Annotated in this window: 10 protein-coding genes and 6 pseudogenes; 3 read left to right on the top strand and 13 right to left on the bottom strand. The window is 63.1% G+C overall.

All coding sequences use genetic code 11. The features are described from left to right. Positions 1-12: 12 nt before the first annotated feature. The 13 genes and pseudogenes from ACVWYO_RS04960 to ACVWYO_RS05020 form a co-directional block, all read right to left on the bottom strand. Positions 13-858: pseudogene (locus ACVWYO_RS04960) on the bottom strand (molybdopterin-dependent oxidoreductase); the annotation flags it as partial. Then, the gene (gene nirD, locus ACVWYO_RS04965) at positions 855-1,199 is read right to left on the bottom strand and encodes a nitrite reductase small subunit NirD (protein ID WP_457349041.1); all 345 of its coding nucleotides are present in this window, start codon (positions 1,197-1,199) and stop codon (positions 855-857) included. The pseudogene ACVWYO_RS04960 and the gene nirD, both read right to left, overlap by 4 nt. After that, a pseudogene (locus ACVWYO_RS04970) lies at positions 1,196-2,554 on the bottom strand ((2Fe-2S)-binding protein); the annotation flags it as partial. The pseudogene ACVWYO_RS04970 and the gene nirD, both read right to left, overlap by 4 nt. Positions 2,555-2,603: 49 nt before the next feature. Continuing rightward, positions 2,604-3,536, bottom strand: coding sequence for an IS5 family transposase (locus ACVWYO_RS04975; RefSeq protein ID WP_457348219.1), 933 nt, complete (start codon positions 3,534-3,536; stop codon positions 2,604-2,606). A gap of 36 nt (positions 3,537-3,572) precedes the next feature. Further along, positions 3,573-4,721 (bottom strand): annotated as a pseudogene (locus tag ACVWYO_RS04980) (NAD(P)/FAD-dependent oxidoreductase); the annotation flags it as partial. After that, a complete protein-coding gene (locus ACVWYO_RS04985; RefSeq protein WP_457349042.1) occupies positions 4,718-5,935 on the bottom strand; it encodes an alginate export family protein in 1,218 nt (405 codons plus the stop codon). The pseudogene ACVWYO_RS04980 and the gene ACVWYO_RS04985, both read right to left, overlap by 4 nt. After that, on the bottom strand, positions 5,935-7,218 hold the full coding sequence (locus ACVWYO_RS04990) for a nitrate/nitrite transporter (RefSeq protein WP_457349043.1): 1,284 nt from the start codon (positions 7,216-7,218) through the stop codon (positions 5,935-5,937). Before ACVWYO_RS04990 ends, ACVWYO_RS04985 begins: the two co-directional genes overlap by 1 nt. 184 nt (positions 7,219-7,402) lie before the next feature. After that, positions 7,403-8,617 (bottom strand): CmpA/NrtA family ABC transporter substrate-binding protein, encoded by a 1,215-nt coding sequence (locus tag ACVWYO_RS04995; RefSeq protein WP_457349044.1) that lies wholly within the window; start codon positions 8,615-8,617, stop codon positions 7,403-7,405. Further along, positions 8,614-9,192 (bottom strand): ANTAR domain-containing response regulator, encoded by a 579-nt coding sequence (locus ACVWYO_RS05000; protein WP_457349045.1) that lies wholly within the window; start codon positions 9,190-9,192, stop codon positions 8,614-8,616. Before ACVWYO_RS05000 ends, ACVWYO_RS04995 begins: the two co-directional genes overlap by 4 nt. A gap of 381 nt (positions 9,193-9,573) precedes the next feature. Next, a pseudogene (locus ACVWYO_RS05005) lies at positions 9,574-10,080 on the bottom strand (IS66 family transposase); the annotation flags it as partial. A 120-nt stretch (positions 10,081-10,200) separates the two neighbouring features. Continuing rightward, positions 10,201-10,548 carry an IS66 family insertion sequence element accessory protein TnpB gene (gene tnpB / locus ACVWYO_RS05010; RefSeq protein ID WP_457349046.1) on the bottom strand — a complete coding sequence of 116 codons (348 nt, stop codon included), beginning with the start codon at positions 10,546-10,548 and terminating at the stop codon, positions 10,201-10,203. Further along, a complete protein-coding gene (tnpA, locus tag ACVWYO_RS05015; protein WP_457354868.1) occupies positions 10,545-10,907 on the bottom strand; it encodes an IS66-like element accessory protein TnpA in 363 nt (120 codons plus the stop codon). Before tnpA ends, tnpB begins: the two co-directional genes overlap by 4 nt. Before the next feature lie 57 nt (positions 10,908-10,964). Beyond that, positions 10,965-11,492, bottom strand: a complete 528-nt coding sequence (locus ACVWYO_RS05020) for a GGDEF domain-containing protein (RefSeq protein WP_457349047.1) — start codon at positions 11,490-11,492, stop codon at positions 10,965-10,967. 91 nt (positions 11,493-11,583) lie between these two features. Here ACVWYO_RS05020 and ACVWYO_RS05025 point away from each other — a divergent pair. The 3 genes and pseudogenes from ACVWYO_RS05025 to ACVWYO_RS05035 all read left to right on the top strand — a co-directional run bounded on the left by ACVWYO_RS05025 (position 11,584) and on the right by ACVWYO_RS05035 (position 17,314). Beyond that, positions 11,584-12,720, top strand: a pseudogene (locus ACVWYO_RS05025) (IS3 family transposase). 240 nt (positions 12,721-12,960) lie between these two features. Beyond that, positions 12,961-13,191, top strand: a pseudogene (locus ACVWYO_RS05030) (transposase); the annotation flags it as partial. A gap of 184 nt (positions 13,192-13,375) precedes the next feature. Then, positions 13,376-17,314 (top strand): PAS domain S-box protein, encoded by a 3,939-nt coding sequence (locus ACVWYO_RS05035; protein ID WP_457349048.1) that lies wholly within the window; start codon positions 13,376-13,378, stop codon positions 17,312-17,314. Positions 17,315-17,389: the final 75 nt, after the last annotated feature.

A 17,389-nucleotide genomic window follows, 5' to 3' on the forward strand; every position in this document is an offset into this window, starting at 1 on the left:
CGCGTAATTATGCAACAAAGCCGTGCGCGGGTGATCCGCGAACAGATCGTAGAACGCCTGCAGGTCGGCGGGCGCGATGTCGCAAGTGCTTGCGACGTCTGGGTTCGGCAGTGACTTCCAGAAGCCGTCGGGGACGTGCACGCGCTCGGCCAGCGCCTTGCCGTCGAGCCGCCAGCTCGAGCGCATGTGCGCGAGCAGTCCGGTGAACAGCGCGACGTCGCTGTCGGGGGCGATCGCGAGATGCAGGTCGGCGCGCTCGGCGGTCTCGGTGCGGCGCGGGTCGATCACCACCAGCTTGGTGCCACGCGCCGCCCGCGCAGCCTCGATCCGCTGCCAGATCACCGGGTGGCACCAGGCGGTGTTCGATCCGACCAGCACGATCAAATCGGCGGCGTCGAGGTCGTCATAGCTGCAGGGCACCACGTCCTCGCCGAATGCGCGGACGTGCGCGGCCACAGCACTCGCCATGCAGAGGCGGGAATTGGTGTCGATATTGGCGGTGCCGATGAAGCCCTTCATCAGCTTGTTGGCGAGGTAATAATCCTCGGTCAGCATCTGGCCCGAGGCGTAGAAGGCGAAGCTGTCGGGGCCATATTCGGCGACAGTCGCGGCGAAGCGCTGTGCGACGTGGTCGAGCGCATCGTCCCAGCTGGCCTGGCGGGTGCCGATCATCGGGTGGAGCAAGCGGCCCTCGAGGCCGATCGTCTCGCCGAGATGCGTGCCCTTGGAACACAGCTTGCCGAAATTCGCCGGATGGGCCGGGTCGCCCGCGATCGTCGCCGTGCGCGCGCCGGTGGGCGTGGCGAGCACGCCGCAACCGACGCCGCAATAGGCGCAAGTTGTCTTGACCGTGGTCAAGCCACGCCTTCCAGCGCCGCCGCGCGGCCGATCAGGATGCGGCCACCATCGATCTTGACCGGGATGACCGGCACGCAGCCCTTGTCCTCGCCGAGCGCTTCGCCCGTCACCAACGAGATCCGCCAATTGTGCAGCGGGCAAGTCACCGTGGTGTCATGCACGATCCCCTGGCTGAGCGGCCCCTGCTTGTGCGGGCATTGATTGGCGAGCGCATAGACCGCGCCATTGGCGGTGTGGAAGATCGCGATCTCGCGCCCGCCGCGCACCGGCAACGTCCGCGCGCCGAGCGCGGGGAGCTGGTCGACCGGACCGATGTCCAGCCATTCGCCGACCGCGCTCATGCCGTCACCAGCGCAGGCGCCGCCAGGGGACGGATTTCGGCGAGATGCTGATGGAGTTTGTAATCCTCCCCCGCCGCGCGCTTCGCCCAAGGATCGTCCTGCATGAAGCGCTGCGAATAGTGAAAGCGGGCCGTCAGCGCCACGCGGCCTTCCACATCCTCGACGATCCGCGCCTTGATATAGGCGAGCCCGACGCGCTCGACCCACGGCGCGGTGCGATCGAGATAGCGCGCTTCCTCGCGGTACAGCTGGATGAACGCGGCGCAGTGATCGAGCGCCTCCTGCTCGGTCGCGACCTTGCACAGGAAATCGGTGCCGCGCAGCTTGATCCCGCCATTGCCGCCGATCGACAATTCATATCCGCTGTCGACGCAGATCACGCCGAAATCCTTGATCGTCGCCTCGGCGCAATTGCGCGGACAGCCCGACACCGCGATCTTGAACTTGTGCGGCATGAAGCTGCCCCAGGTCATCTGCTCGGTCTTGATGCCGAGCCCGGTCGAATCCTGCGTGCCGAAGCGGCACCATTCGGAGCCGACGCACGTCTTCACCGTGCGCAGCGCCTTGGCATAGGCATGGCCGCTGACCATGCCCGCGGCGTTGAGATCGGCCCAGACCGCCGGCAGATCCTCCTTCTTGATCCCGAAGATGTCGAGCCGCTGGCCGCCGGTCACCTTGACCATCCGCGCCTCGTATTTCTCGGCGACATCGGCGATCGCGCGCAGTTCCTTGGGGTTGGTGACACCGCCCCACATCCGCGGCACGACCGAATAGGTGCCGTCCTTCTGGATGTTGGCGTGCATCCGCTCGTTGACGAAGCGCGACTGGTTGTCGTCGACGAACTCGCCCGGCCAGCCGCAGAGCAGATAGTAATTGAGCGCGGGGCGGCACGACGAGCAGCCATCGGGCGTCGTCCAGTGCAACGCCTGCATCACCTGCGGGATCGCCTTCAGGCTTTTTTCGGGGATCAGGCGGCGGACGTCCTCGTGTGTGAAGCTGGTGCATTTGCACACCGTCGGCGCGATGCGCTCGCCGTCGAACGCATCGCCCAGCGTGACCGCGAGCAGCCCTTCGACCAGATTGGTGCACGATCCGCACGAGGCCGAGGCCTTGGTGCAGGCGCGCACCGCGTCGAGCGTGCAGGCGCCACCCGCGATCGCGCCAACCACCCTGCCCTTGCTGATCCCGTTGCAGCCGCAGATCTCGGCGTCGTCCGCCAAAGCCGCGACTGCCGCGTTAGGGTTTGCCGATGCCGCTCCTCCGCTAGCAAAGGCCTGCCCGAAGATCAGCGCATCGCGGATTTCGGCGACGTCCTGCTGCTTCTTGAGCAGGTCGAAATACCAGTTGCCGTCGGCTTTGTTGCATAATTACGCGAGAGCATGACCGACGTTTTACTTGAAGATGTTATTGGATGCGGACGGTCACCGGCGTTCCTATTTCGGAGAACCGATTGAGAATTGCAGCACGGACTTTGAGCTCGGTAATCTGACGATCGAAGGTGCGGGCGACAACGCGCTGGCCCAGGAGTTTGAAGCAGTGCATTTTGGTCTCGACCAGACTGCGGCGATGATAGCCGCTCCACTTTTTCCAGATTGCGCGACCAAGCCGCTTTGTCGCGCGTAGCGCTCCATTGCGTGCATCGACGCCGGGACCGCCTTCTGCCCATGGTTGCCCGTTGCGGCGGACCGGGATGACCGCATCGGCACCGCGCCCGGCAATAGCGGCATGGCAGTCCCTGGTATCATAAGCGCCATCTCCGCCGACGCTGAGTATCCGCTCGTCTCCGGGAATTTGCGCCAGGAGAACGGGCAGCGTCGGTGCGTCACCAATGGCATTCGTCGTGACCTCAATGGCCCGGATATCCAGCGTCCCAGCATCAATCCCGAGATGCACCTTGCGCCACTGGCGACGGTAGGACGGTCCGTGTTTGCGCGTCTTCCACTCGCCTTCTCCCGTCATTTTGATCCCGGTGCTGTCGACCAGCAGGTGCAGTCCGCCCGAGCTGATCCGCCCGCCGAGGTTGACCTTCAACGTCTTCTGCCGTCGGCACAGCGTCGTATAATCCGGCACCGACCAATCCAGCCCCGCCATTTTGATCAGGCTCGAAACCAACCCCGTCACTTGCCGCAAAGGCAGGTTGAACAGCGTCTTCAGCGTCAGGCACAGCTCTATCGCGCTGTCTGAAAACCGCATCGGGCGACCAGGGCGACCACACGGCTTCGAAAGCCAGTGCATCTCCGGATCAAACCATATTTCCAGCGACCCACGCCGCTTCAGCGCCGCATTATACTCAGGCCAGTTCGTCGTACGATACACAGGTGCGGCAGGTTTGGGCATTACGCCTATCTATACCGCTCGATTCCCTGCGTGAATCCCCGCCATCAGTTTTGCAACAAAGCCGTTGCCGTCCTGTGTATCGCCGTAGAGCACCGCGCCGATCACGCGGTCGTCCTTGACGACGACGCGCTTGTAGATGCCGCGCGAAGCATCGCGCATCACAATATCCTCACACCCCTCGCCGCCCGAGAAATCGCCCGCCGAGAAGACGTCGATCCCCGAAACCTTCAATTTGGTCGAGGTGACCGAGCCGGTATAGCCCGAGGGCGTCGCGACGAGCCCGTCGGCGAGGCTGCGGCACATGTCCCACAGCGGCGCGACGAGACCATAGACGAGGCCGTTATGCTCGACGCACTCGCCGACCGCGAGCACGTTGGCGTCCGAGGTGACGAGATGATCGTCGACATGGATCCCGCGCCCGATCGCCAGCCCGGCGCCGCGCGCGAGCTTGACGTTGGGGCGGATGCCGACCGCCATCACCACCAGCGCCGCGGGCATGTCGCGTCCGTCCTTCAGGCGCACACCCTCGACCTTGCCCTGGCCATAGATTTCGGCGGTGTCGGCACCGGTCAGGATCGTCTGTCCGCGCGCCTCGAGCGCTTCCTTGAGCAGCCACCCAGCCGCTTCGTCGAGCTGGCGCTCCATCAGCGTCGGCATGATGTGGAGCACGGTCACCTTCATCCCGCGCAGCGACAGGCCGTGCGCAGCCTCAAGCCCGAGCAGCCCGCCGCCGATCACCACCGCATTGCCGCCCGCGTCCGCCGCGCGCAGCATCGCGCCGACATCGTCCATGTCGCGGAAGGTGACGACACCCTGCAAATCATGCCCCGGCACCGGGATGATGAACGGGTCGGAGCCCGTTGCGAGGATCAGCTTGTCGTAGCTTTCAACCCTGCCCGACCGCGCCGTGACGGTCTGGATCTTGCGGTCGATCGAGACGACGGGGTCGCTCGCCACCAGCTCGATCGCATTGTCGGCGTACCAGGCGAGATCGTTGATCACGATGTCGTCGAACGCCTTGTCCCCGGCGAGCAACGGCGAGAGCATGATGCGGTTGTAGTTCACGTGCGGCTCGGCGCCGAAGATCGTGATGCGATAGCGCTCCGCATCGCGCGCGAGGATCTCCTCGACCGCGCGGCAGCCCGCCATGCCGTTACCGATGACGATGAGATGCGGTTTGGTCATGAGAAAGCCCAATCCAGGGAGAGCCAGAGTTTCTTGGTGTCGGTCGCGAAGCGATCGGCGCGATAGTCGGCATATTTGAGGAGCGCGGTGTATCGGCCCTGCTTGACGCTGAGCTGCGCATCGACCTCATCGCCGTAATGTTGGCCGAGCCGGTCGCTGTCGAAGCGGTGGTAGGCGGCGACCAGGGCGATCGCGTCGAGCCCGGCGACCTTCTTCCAGCCATAGCCAACCGACCCATAGGCATCGCGCAGGCCGTTGGGCGGGGTGACGAGGAACTTGTCGGCCCAGCCGTTGAACTTGTGCAACGTGGCGAGCGGAGTCTGGAAGCTCGTGACCGCGACACCCCTGTCCGCGCCGAGCACTTCATAGCCGCCGGTCAGCGTCAGCGCCTTGGCGGCGATGCCGAGTTCCCCGGCACAATAGTCCGCGTGATAGCGGTTGGGGTTGCGGTGATAGTCGCGCTGCGACGCGAAGCTCGCGAGGTAGCTCAGCTTGAGCGTCTTGCTCAGCGGATAGGCCCCGGCGAATCGCCCGCCATAGCTCTGGCTCGAATTGACGAACACCTGCCGCTGATCCTGGTCGACCAGATAGGCAAAGCCCGTCAGCGTGCCGAGGCTGGTCTTGTAGCCAAGGTTGACGAAGACATTGTCGCCGCCGATCTCGCCCAGCCGCGTCGGACCGAAGCGATTGCCGCCGTCGATCCCCCAGATCGTGCGGACATTGTTCGCATAGGTGACATCGGCCTTGAGGTTCTTGATGGCCGACCATTCGACCCGCACCGCATCGAAGGTCTGCTCATTGTCCCGCCACGCCACCGCGCCGACGAAGCGCTGGTCGTCGAGGTTGATCGCCTGCCGCCCGACGGTGACGACGGTCTGCTTGAGCCCGCGATATTGCAGCTGCAGCCGGTTGAGTTCGATATTCTGCGGATCGGAGACGATCGGGTAAGCCGTCTTGCCGTTGACCCCGCTATTGTACGCCGGGTTGATCGCGAGCGTCGCCTCGGATTCGGCGAGGAAGCTGAAATCGCTGAGCTTCGCTTCGAACCCGCTGCGGAGCCTGAGCGTGACGGCGTCGGCGTCCTTCGCAAGCGGCGCCTGCTCGACATGTTCGTAGCGCAGCCGCGCATCGATCAACGGGGTGAAGGTGAGCGGGTCGGCTAGGGCCGGTGTGGCCACCAGCCCTCCCAGCGCTAGGAGCGACAGCGCGCGCATCAGATCCGCGCTCCGTTCGCCGCGGTCCAGCTGCCGCGCCAGTGGCGCTTGACCTTGAGAATCCCGAGCAAGGCGACGACCGCGAGCCCGGCGAAGATCAGGAAGCCGGGCGAAGTGCTGCCGGTCCATTGCCTGGCGAAGCCGAGCGAGGAGGCAAGGTAGAAGCCGCCGATCCCACCGCCGAAGCCGACCAGGCCCGTCATCACGCCGATCTCGCTGCGGAAGCGCTGCGGCACGAGCTGGAACACCGCGCCGTTGCCGAAGCCGAGCGTCGCCATCACCAGCAGGAACAGGCCGAGCGAGACGACCAGCGAGGCAGGCGCGGTGCTGATCGCCACCAGGACGAGCGCCGCCAGCAGATAGACCGCAGTCAGCGTGCTGATCCCGCCGACCCTGTCCGCCACCGCGCCGCCGATCGGCCGCACCAGCGACCCGGCGAAGACGCACGCCGCGGTGCAATAGCCCGCCGTCACCGGGGTCAGCGCGAAGCGGTCGGTGAAATAGACCGGAAGGCTGGCGGCCAGCCCGACGAACCCGCCGAAGGTCACGCCGTAGAACAGCATGAACCACCAAGTGTCGGCTTCCCTGAGCACCGACAGATAGGCGGCGAACGGCTTGGGTGCGGGCTGGCTCGGCGAATCCTTCGCCATCGCCATGTAGAGCGCGAACACGATCGCCAGCGGGATCACCGCGAGCCCCAGCACCGCGTTCCACCCGAACGCCTTGGCGAGCATCGGCGCGAACAGCGAGGCGAGCACGGTGCCCGAATTGCCCATGCCGGCGATCCCCATCGCCTTGCCCTGATGCTCGGCCGGATACCAACGCGACGCGAGCGGCAGCGCGACCGCGAAGCTCGCGCCCGCAAAACCGAGCACGACGCCGAGCGCGAGCGTGCCCGCAAAGCTGTTGACCCCGAACAGCCAGCCGATCGACAGACCGGCGATGACGACGATCTGACCGATCGCGCCGGTCTTCTTTGGCCCGATCTTGTCGACCAGCAGACCGTTGACGAGCCGCAGCACCGCGCCGGCAAGCGTCGGCACGGCGACCATCAGCCCCTTCTCGGCCGGCGACAGCGCCAGCTCCTTCGCGATGATCGGCGCCAGCGGCCCGAGCAGCACCCACACCATGAAGGCGAGATCGAAATAGAGGAAGGCGGCGATCAGCGTCGGGCGATGCCCGCTCTGCCAGAATCCCTTTGCGCCCGCTGCGCTCGGCTTCGCCTTGGGTCGCGCGCTGGTCCCCACCAGCCCCGCGTCGAACTCTGTCTGCAGCTGCGTCATCGTCCCGATTCCCCTCGAGCAAACGCAAAAAAGCCGCCGCGGCGCTCGATCATTAGAGACGCGACGGCGACTTTGCCAAATTGTTGGTGATGCCGAAGACGCTACTCCGTTGCAGCGACTCGACGATGATCGAAAACTGCCGTGATTCGCGCCGCAACGCAACAATTATCTGTGGCGATGCGGATTATGCTTCGAATCCGCCCAGATAGCCGGCGAGATCGGCCGGATCGAAGCTGCGCGCATCGAAGAATCGATCGGCGCTCAGAATCAAGCGCCCCTGTGTCGTGCCGACACCGAGCGATCCGGCGATCCCGCCCTCGAGCTTCGAGCTCGCTCCCGGCAGCGGCACACCGAGCGGTCGCAGCGCGGCGCGATAGACGTCGGGGCGGAAGACGCGCTGCGCCGCGTCGTAATCGGCCGGGTTCGGTGCCGCGTGGCCGGCGATGCACATCTGCGCATAGAGCCACGCCGCCTGGCTTACCCAGGGGAAATTGGCAGCCTCGCGGTGCTGGAACATGAAGTCGGGCACGTCGATCGGCGCGGCCCCTTGCGCAAACACGATGCGGTCCGAAATGGCGTGCCCGATCAGCGTTGCCGACCCATCGAGATAGTCGGGACCAGCAAGGATCGCGGCAATCTCCTCGCGCCGCTCCGGATCGACGAAGGCGATGCCCGCCCGGTAGAGCGCGCGCAACAGCCGATGCGTGAGATCGGGATCCTCCTCCATCCGCGCGGTGCGCATCGCCAGCACCTTTTCGACGCCGCGCAGCCAGATTTGTGAGGTCACCGCGACGATCACCCCGACGCCGCGGTCGACCGCGACGCTGTTCCACGGCTCGCCGACACAGATTCCGTCGATCTCGCCCGCCGCAAGTGCATCGGCTGCGAAAGGCGGCGCGACCGTGACGATTGATATGTCGCGATCGGGATCGATCCCGCAGCCGATCAGCCAATAGCGCAGCATGTAATTGTGGCTCGAATAGCGATGTACCACGCCGAAGCGCAGCGGCGTGCCGCGCTCGCGCGCCGCCTGCGCGACGATGGCAAGCCGTGCCCCAATCACCGCGACGTCGCCGGGCGCTCCCACTGCGGTGACCTGCGCCGCAAGGTCGGGCCGCAGCGTGATCGCATTGCCGTTGAGCCCGAGCACAAACGGCACCGACAGCGGCGTCGCCGGCCGCCCCAGCCCCAGCGTCGTCGCGATCGCCAGCGGCGCGAGCAGATGCGCGGCATCGCTATGGCCGTAAAGCAGCCGGTCGTTGACCGTCGCCCAGCTCATGTCGCGCACGAGCTCGAGCGCGATACCCTCGTCCTCGGCAAAGCCCAGCTCGCGCGCGAGGATCGGCAAGGCGGCGTCGACCAGCGGCAGGAAACCGATGCGGAACGGCGTGGTCGTCATAGGTCCCCCATCAGCCGGTTGGCGGTAACGATAGCGTCGGCGACGTCGCCGATCCGCCGCCCGCTGTCCATCGCCGCCTTGCGCAGCGCGGCATAGGCCGCGGGCTCGTCGATCCCGCGCTTCTTCATCAGCAGCGCCTTTGCCTCGTCGATCGCCTTGCGCTCGGCGAGCGCGGAGCGCGCTTCGTCGAGTTCGGTGCGCAGCCGCGAATACGCGCGGAAGCGGCGGATCGCGAGTTCGAGGATCGGCCGGATCCGCTCCTTCTTGAGTCCGTCGACGACATAGGCGGAAACGCCCGCATCGATCGCTGCCTCGATCCCGGCGACGTCGCTTTGGTCGACGAACATCGCGACCGGCCGCGCCATCGCCTTCGACAGCGCGAACAGTTCCTCGAGCTCGTCGCGGTGCGGATTAGCCAGGTTGATCAGCACGACGTCGGGCGACAACGCCTCGAGCCGTGCGGCGATGCCGCGGCGATCGACGAAGATCGTGACATCGCTGAGGCCCGCATCATGCAGGCCTTCCTCGATCACCGCCGCGCGTGCGGCACTTTCATCGACAATCGCAATTCTCAAATGCGTATCCCTCGTGACATCCCTTAGACCGATGACCTGGGAGACCAAAGCTGATTGAGCGGACGATCCGCTAGTACCGTGAGCGCGCTTACGACGACAGCTTCTGGGGCCGCAAACATGTCATGGGAGCGGCGATAATGAGCGCATCGTCGACCCTCCGCGCCGCGCACCCTGATCGGCAGCTTCCGTCAGAATCGGACGTTCACCAACGCTGACTTGAATGACAAGCTCTGGTAGACTGCTGCCGGCCGGGCGGAGCCGCTCGAACGACAGCTTATCGGGGTTTACTCCTAAGAACATACCGAACCGGTATCAGCCCGAGCGTTGCCGTTCGCTAAATCGACGGACCTCGGGATCGCCCAAACGACCAGCTAACGCCATCTGGATCACCTTGTGGCGCGCCGGCACCTTTTCCAGCGTCTCGGTGATATCGGCGGGAAGATGGCTGAGATCGTCCGAGCCGCAGCATGGGCACTGCTCGGGTGCGGGGATAATGACCTGCTCGCGCCGCAGTCCAGGATCGAAGTCGCGGCGTGTTGCCCGCTTGCGCGTGAACGCGGTTACAGCCGTCGCCCGGGCCGCGGCTATTTCGCCACGGATCTCGGCTTCGGTGGCGTCGGTCTGAAGATCCTCGAACGTCAGCTCCAGCTGGTCGAGCAGACGACGGATGCGCTCCGAGCTCGGGCCGTATTTGTCGCGACGCATCTTCTCGTTCATCAGTTCGAGATGGGCGTTACGCGCCAGAAGGTCGGCATTGATCGCCATGACCCGGGCCGCCTCAGCTTTTGCATCGAGCGCCTTGGCCTCGGCCTTTTCAGCAAGATCGCGGGCAGCGGCGAGGTCAGCGCGAACCTGCAAAAGCTCGTCGGATGCATCGCTCGAAGCCATGATCGATGATAACAGATCAGCCCCGACAGGCCTACATTTTTTGGCAGATTTCCGCCGATTTTCTGACCTCAAAGAGCAACTGCCGATCGCGCTTTTCTCATCCTGATTGTCGCGAAGCGTTCAGCCGATCTGGGTCGGACGCCACGTTTCCTGAGGGTTGCGCCAGTCGACCCCCTCGAGCATGCACGCCATCGCTGAGGCCGAGATCGTGATGGTTCCGTCCTTCGCCGCCGGCCACACGAAGCGGCCCTTCTCCAGGCGCTTGGCGTAAAGCGACATGCCCAGCCCATCATGCCAGAGGATCTTGCACAGCGACCCGCTCCGGCCCCGGAACACATACAGGTCGCCGGCATGGACGTCTTTCTTCAGGACCTGCTGGACCTGCAACGCGAGTGAACGCATTCCCCGGCGCATGTCCGTGTGACCCAAAGCAAGCCAGACCCTGGCGCCGCTCGGGACGGGGATCATCGCATAACAGCCTTGAGCACGGCGGCGGCCAGGGCAGGCGGCGCCGAGGCGAAGATGTTCACCCGTCCCACGCGCGCCAGATCAATGACGATGGCGGGCTGTGAGGGCGCCTGATCGGCGCGCTGATCATCAACCACCACCGCCTCGGCGAAGCCGGCTTCAGCGGGAAGTGACGTGCCGGTTTCTGCGACCGGCTGGCATAGCTTGCGGCGCCAAGTGTAGATCAGCGCCGTCGAGACGTCATGCCGCCGCGCGACCTGGGCCACGAACGCGCCGGGCGCAAACGCCTCTGCCAAGATCTGAAGCCGCTCCTCTTCGCTCCAGCGCCGCCGACGCTCAGGCCCGCCAAAAACCGTCATCTGACCCACCAAACCGCTCCTAAGCTCGCTCTCAAGAGCACGCTTAAGACCGGTCCATCACGCCACCGGCAAGGCGGCCGCTATCGGAGGCGTACCTCGCATGCAGTTCCGCCCCGCCGCTTTGGCCGCGTAAAGCATTGCATCGGCTTGCTTCAACCAAGCCTCGAATGAGCTGGTACCGGATGTAAAGTTAGCCAGACCGAAGCTTGCTGTGACGTGAAGCGTTGCGGTATTTTCGAGAGATATCGGGTGGCTGGCGATAGCCTGACGCAAACGTTCGATGGCAAACTTCGCGTCGCCGCCGGTCGTTTCCGGCAGTAGAACTGCAAACTCCTCACCGCCCAAGCGACCGAACACATCGATTGGGCGAAGCGTCGCACTTATGACATCAGATAAGGCTCTCAGAACCCGATCACCAGCTGCGTGGCCGTGGGTATCGTTGACCAATTTAAAGTGATCGAGGTCGATCATTACGAGCGTGCCGAAGCGGCCATTACGGCGAGCGCGCGCTATCTCGCGCTCAGCCTGTTCGACGAAGCCGCGACGGGTGAGCGCGCCGGTAAGCTGATCCACCTGCGCTACCATACGGAGAGAGGTGGCTCGGCAAATCTGGACAGGCTGCTAAGTGGAGTTTCTGCCTGAAGGCGGCCAGCATGGCTGCCGAACAGGAGATAAGATGACGAAGCGAACACGCCGGAACCATAGTCCGGCCTTTAAGGCGAAGGTGGCCCTTGCGGCCGTGAAGGGCGAGAAGACGCTGGCCGAGTTGTCGCAGCAGTTCGACGTTCATCCGAACCAGATCACGATCTGGCGCGGCCAGCTGTTGGAAGGGGCGGCGGGGGTCTTCGGGTCGGAGAACCATAGCGAGCCGGCGGAGCCGGCGATCGACGTGAAGACGTTGCACGCCAAGATTGGTGAACTGACGCTGGTGAACGATTTTTTGTCCGGAGCGCTCAGCAAAGCAGGACTGTTGCCGAGCGCAAAACGATGATCGACCGTTCGCACGCGCTGTCAGTGACACGGCAGGCGCGCGAGTTGGGTATCAGCCGCGGCAGCGTCTATTATCTTCCCAGGCCGACCTCGGCTGCCGACCTTGCCCTCATGCGGCGGATCGACGCGCTGCACATGGATTTCCCGTTCGCGGGCAGCCGGATGGTGCGCGACCTGCTTGCCGCCGAAGGCATCAAGGTCGGCCGCCTGCACGTCTCGACGCTGATGAAGAAGATGGCGATCGAGGCGATCTACCGGCGGCCGAACACCTCGAAGCCGGCACCGGGCCACAAGATCTATCCGTATCTCCTGCGCAAGCTGGCGGTGACGCGGCCCAACCAGGTCTGGGCGACCGACATCACCTACATCCCGATGGCGCGCGGCTTTGTCTATCTGATTGCGATCGTCGATTGGTTCAGCCGGCGGGTGCTCAGTTGGCGGCTGTCGATCACGCTGGAGACTGATTTCTGCATCGAAGCTTTGGAGGAAGCGCTGACGCGCTTCGGGGTGCCGGAGATCTTCAACACCGATCAGGGAAGTCAATTTACCAGCATGGCCTTCACCGCCGTCCTGCAGCGCGAAAAGATAGCGATCAGCATGGACGGCCGCGGCGCCTGGCGCGACAACGTGTTCGTCGAACGCCTATGGCGCTCCGTGAAATACGAGGAGGTCTACCTGCGGGCCTAATGCCTCAGTCAGCGAGGCGCGCGCCTCGATCGGCCAGTATCTGACCTTCTACAATGGACGACGCCCGCATTCGTCGCTTGACCGCAGGACGCCCGATCACGTCTACTTCAACCGGCCGCTTCTCGCAGCGGCATGAAACCGGCGGACGCTCCACTTAGCAATCGCGCCGAGCTGTTCAAATGAACCGAGCCACCTCTGCCCGCTCACCCGCCGACTATCGAGATAATTCCTTTTCGAAAACACGCGCTGGTCTTTGCACAGATTTTTGGTGTCATAAATTGGTCGAGACTGTTGAAAAATGCGCATTTGAGATAGCGATAGGGGCATAGGGGCGTGATTCACTGCGGGAGATCGGCGGGAGGCACGAGTATGATGGGTCGTCAGCGAGGATGCCCGCGACACCGTGCGCGCCCTTGCCCGCGCCGACGCCTACATACACGCGTGGCGTCGAAGACAGCGGATCGAGCGCGTGTTCGGCCACCTGAAACGTAACCTAAAGCTACGAACGCTCAAGCTGCGGGGCCTCGCCGGAGCAGCTGAAGAGTTCTCCATGGCTGCCGCCGCATACAATCTTCAGCTGCTGGCCCGGCAGGCCTCGCCGGTCTGATACGGGGCGCATCTTCCGGTGTCCGGCGTCACCTGTCATCCGCCACGCCGATCCCACGCGATCCTTTTTCAGCAGTCTCAACAGGTTGTAAAACCGCCATGTCGAGCAACGTGCGGGGCTACGATATCGGCGACCCATTGCCCCAGCGACGATAATTTAACAGGTGCGCAATTATGAGTATGAGATGCGACCAACCGTCTCTCACGTCACAAACGCACGACATAACCAACTTTACGCCTTTGCTCGCCTGTTGCCGGGATTCGCGGCTGTCGCTGTCCTGTTTTGGATTTTGGCGCTGCTCGGGATCGAGCTGACACGCGGCACAGGGCGCATTGCGGCGCTTTGGCTGCCTAATGCAGTACTTGCAGGCGTGCTACTACGGCGACCAGGCCAAGGCTTAACGTACTTGGCGGCATGCTTCGTCGCAAACATTTTGGCAAATCTGATCGTAGGCGATACGGTTTTGCTGGCAGTCGCGTTGGCCGTTGCGAACTCGATTGAGGTGGCAATAGTCGTTTGGGCTATGCGCCAGCTTTGTGGGCCTTCGCCGGCAATCGAGGAAATTCGCGCACTGGGTTGGCTCCTGCTGGTATCTCTGATCGCTCCTTCCGCCGCGGCGACGCTGGATGCCGTCGTGCTTGCACCGCCCGGGAAGTACTTCGACGTGACGGTCTGGCTGACCAAGTTGTTCGCCGATGGACTGAGCCTCTTAATTGTTACACCACTGATAATAATTGCCGCACAGGAATGGCGAAACAGGACGTGGCCGACCCGCCGGGGCCTGCGGGAGTGGTTAGTATTTCTGACGATGGCGACAGCCGCTGCCAGCCTCATATTCGCCCAAAGTCGTTTTCCGTTTCTGTTCCTCGCATGTCCGATCGTTATCCTCGCTGCCTTTCGAAAAGGGGTTGTGGGTACAGCTGCGGCTATAGCGATCATATGCATCGTTGCATCCGGCTTCACGATGGCGGGCATTGGCCCCATCACGCTGGTGAAAGGAGGTAGCGGCGACCAGCTCGTGGCACTTCAGCTTTTTCTAGCCGTGAGCTTCGCCATGGGCCTTCCGGTCGCGTCAACACTAGCGACTCGCGAGACGTTACGTCGCGAGTTGAAGGACAGCCGCGATTTTTCACAATCTATCCTCGATAATGTAGGTGAGGTCATCTTCAAAACGGATGCGAAGGGCCGTTGGACTTTTCTCAATCCTGCATGGGAGTTGCTCACCGGTTACCGGGTCGAAGCGAGCCTCGGGTGGCCGACAACCAAGCTGCTCCATCCCGACGACCTCGTTGCTGCTACCGAAACATATATGAAGATCGTGTCGGGCGAAATCGACGCCTGGACGCTGCGTCAGCGATTTTCGACTTCGACTAATGATTGCCGGCATATCGAAGTCGTGATCCGACGCCTTGCAAGCGAGGATGGCCGCTTCTTGGGTACGACTGGCAACATCCGAGATGTGACGGCGACTGTCCTTCAGCAGGAGGCGTTGCTCGCAAGCGAGCGGATGCACCGCCTCCTCGCCGATCATTCGAGCGATATGATCGTCCGCATCGGCTTTGATGGCATACGCAAGTACGTTTCGCCGGCTTGCCGGGTGGTGCTGGGCTATTCGCCCGAGGAGATGACTGGCGGCGCGCCAGTCGCGGCGATCCACGTCGAGGACCGCATGCGCGTCATGGAGGTATGCCGGACGCTGCTGGCGGGCGCGACTAATCCCATATGCACATATCGACAACAACACCGTGACGGTCACTACGTCTGGCTAGAAGCGGCATACCGACTTGTCAGGAACGACGCGGGTGACCCGATCGAGTTCGTGGCGAGCGTCCGCGACGTGAGCCAGCGGCGCGCGGTAGAATTGGAGGCTGCCGAGTCTTCTGCTCGCCTTCAGGAGAACAACCGCCTGTTCGCGATGGCTTCTGCTCTGACGCAAATTGGCCACTGGCGAGTCGACCTGGCTCGCAACCAGGCCATCTGGTCGGACGAGGTTTGCCGCATCCACGGCGTGGAAAATGGCTATTCGCCAGCGTTGGAGAACGCAATAAGCGCATACCATCCGAACGATCGGCAGCGGGTCGGCGACCTAGTGGCGCACACCATCGAAACCGGGGAGAGCTTTGAATTTACCGCGACGCTGCTACTTCCGGATGGGAGCACCAAACGCGTCGCGTCGCAAGGCCAGGCCGAACGTGCTCCCGACGACGCGGTGATCGGCATCTTTGGTGTCATCCAGGACATAAGCGCTCAGGCCGCAGCCGAGGAGGCCGTCCGTTTCAGCGAGCAGCAATACCGTCTACTTGCAGAGAACGCGACCGACGTCGTACTCCGCACCGGCGACGACGGCTTCGTGGTTTATGCTTCTCCTTCTTGTGTCGAACTGTCGGGCTATCTTCCCGAAGAATTAACGGGTCGGCACTGCGGCGAATTCATTCATCCAGAAGATCTGGAGGCAGTTCACGCCGCGCACGTCGCTCTCATTACAGGCACGCAGACGGCGCGAACGGTCGAATATCGACTACGCCACACAAACGGCGACTGGCGATGGCTGGAATCGCACATGAAGCCTTGGCGCGCACCTGAGGGCGACATGGGCGTTAAGGGCGGTGTGATCTCGGCAATTCGCGACATCGGTAGTCGAAAGGAACTTCAGGGCGAATTGGTGGGAGCTCGCGATAAAGCCGAAAGCGCCACCCGCGCCAAGGCTGGTTTTCTTGCCAATATGAGCCATGAAATACGCACACCCATGAACGGCGTACTGGGTTTCACCGAGCTGGTGTTAGCCGGCCAGCTGGAATCCGACCAGCGCCGACACGTAGAACTGATCGCCGAGTCCGGCCGTTCGATGATGCGGCTACTCAATGATATTCTTGACATCTCTAAAATCGACTCGGGAAAGATGCACGTCACTGAAGAGCCGGTCGATATTCGCCACATAATCCGGCGTTGCGCGGACCTGATGAAGACTGTTGTCAGCGTTAAGGGCGTAGCGCTGTCGACCAAAGTCGATCCTGCTGTTCCGCGGCGTCTTTTGGGTGACCCGCTGCGGCTGCGGCAAGTCTTGCTTAACCTCATCGGCAATGCCGCAAAATTTACGGAGCGAGGCGCGGTTACGGTCAATGTTCTGGTGGAACAGCAGATGTTGCGTATCGACGTGACGGATACTGGGATCGGCATTCCGGCTGAGCGGCTGGAGGTGATTTTTGACCAATTTACTCAAGCCGACGATTCCACGGCACGGCTATATGGCGGGACGGGGCTTGGTCTCAGCATCAGCGGCGAACTTATCAATCTTATGGGTGGAGCCATCACTGTGCAGAGTGTGGTTGGCGAGGGCACCACCTTCACGGTGCGCCTGCCGCTTCGGATTATCGAGGGCGAAGTCGCTACGATCGAGGCGGCTTCTACCGTGACCCCGATTGTTGGTGAGATCGTTCGGAAACCCCGCGTGCTGATCGCGGAGGACCATGACATCAATCAGGAGCTGATCATGGCCATGGCTCATCGCGCTGGCATGGAGCCCATGCTCGCAGTGAACGGGGCGGAGGCGATCACAATGGTGGAGTCGGCTGAAAAGTCGGGCCAGCCCTTCGAGTTGGTCCTGATGGATATGCAGATGCCCGAGGTCGATGGGTTGGAGGCTACCCGCCGGTTGCGCGAGTCGGGGTTTACTCCGGAGGCACTGCCGATCGTAGCGTTGACTGCCAACGCCTATGCGGAAGATATTGAATCGTGTCTCATAGCGGGCATGCAGGCTCATCTCGCCAAGCCCGTCCGCGTGCGAGACCTCACGGCCATCCTCGCCAGGTTCGTCGTTTCGGAAACGGCCACGCCGATCGTAAAGTCAGTGGTCAGCACAAAGCTTCTTGATCGTTATCGCACTCGCAAGGCGGACACAGTTCGCAAGCTCGAGGAGTTGTCGATGGATGACTCGCCCGCCGAGAAAGCCATTATGGAGGTTGCGGACCTTCTTCATAAGCTTGCTGGAGTTGCAGCTATGTTCGGTGAGGCCGAACTCGGGGATCGCGCCAAGCGGTGCGAGGATGAGCTGCTCGCATGCCCTGTTGGTCAGTGCGCCGCGGTTGCCGAAGCCGCAGCCATTGCGTTGCGACAAGCGGCATGAGGTAAGGCCGCAATGCGCTTACGTACCCAAAGACGGCCGGGCCCATCCGGCGAGCTTGGATCTTTAATACCCCCG

The organism is Sphingomonas sp. UYP23 (assembly GCF_054059235.1).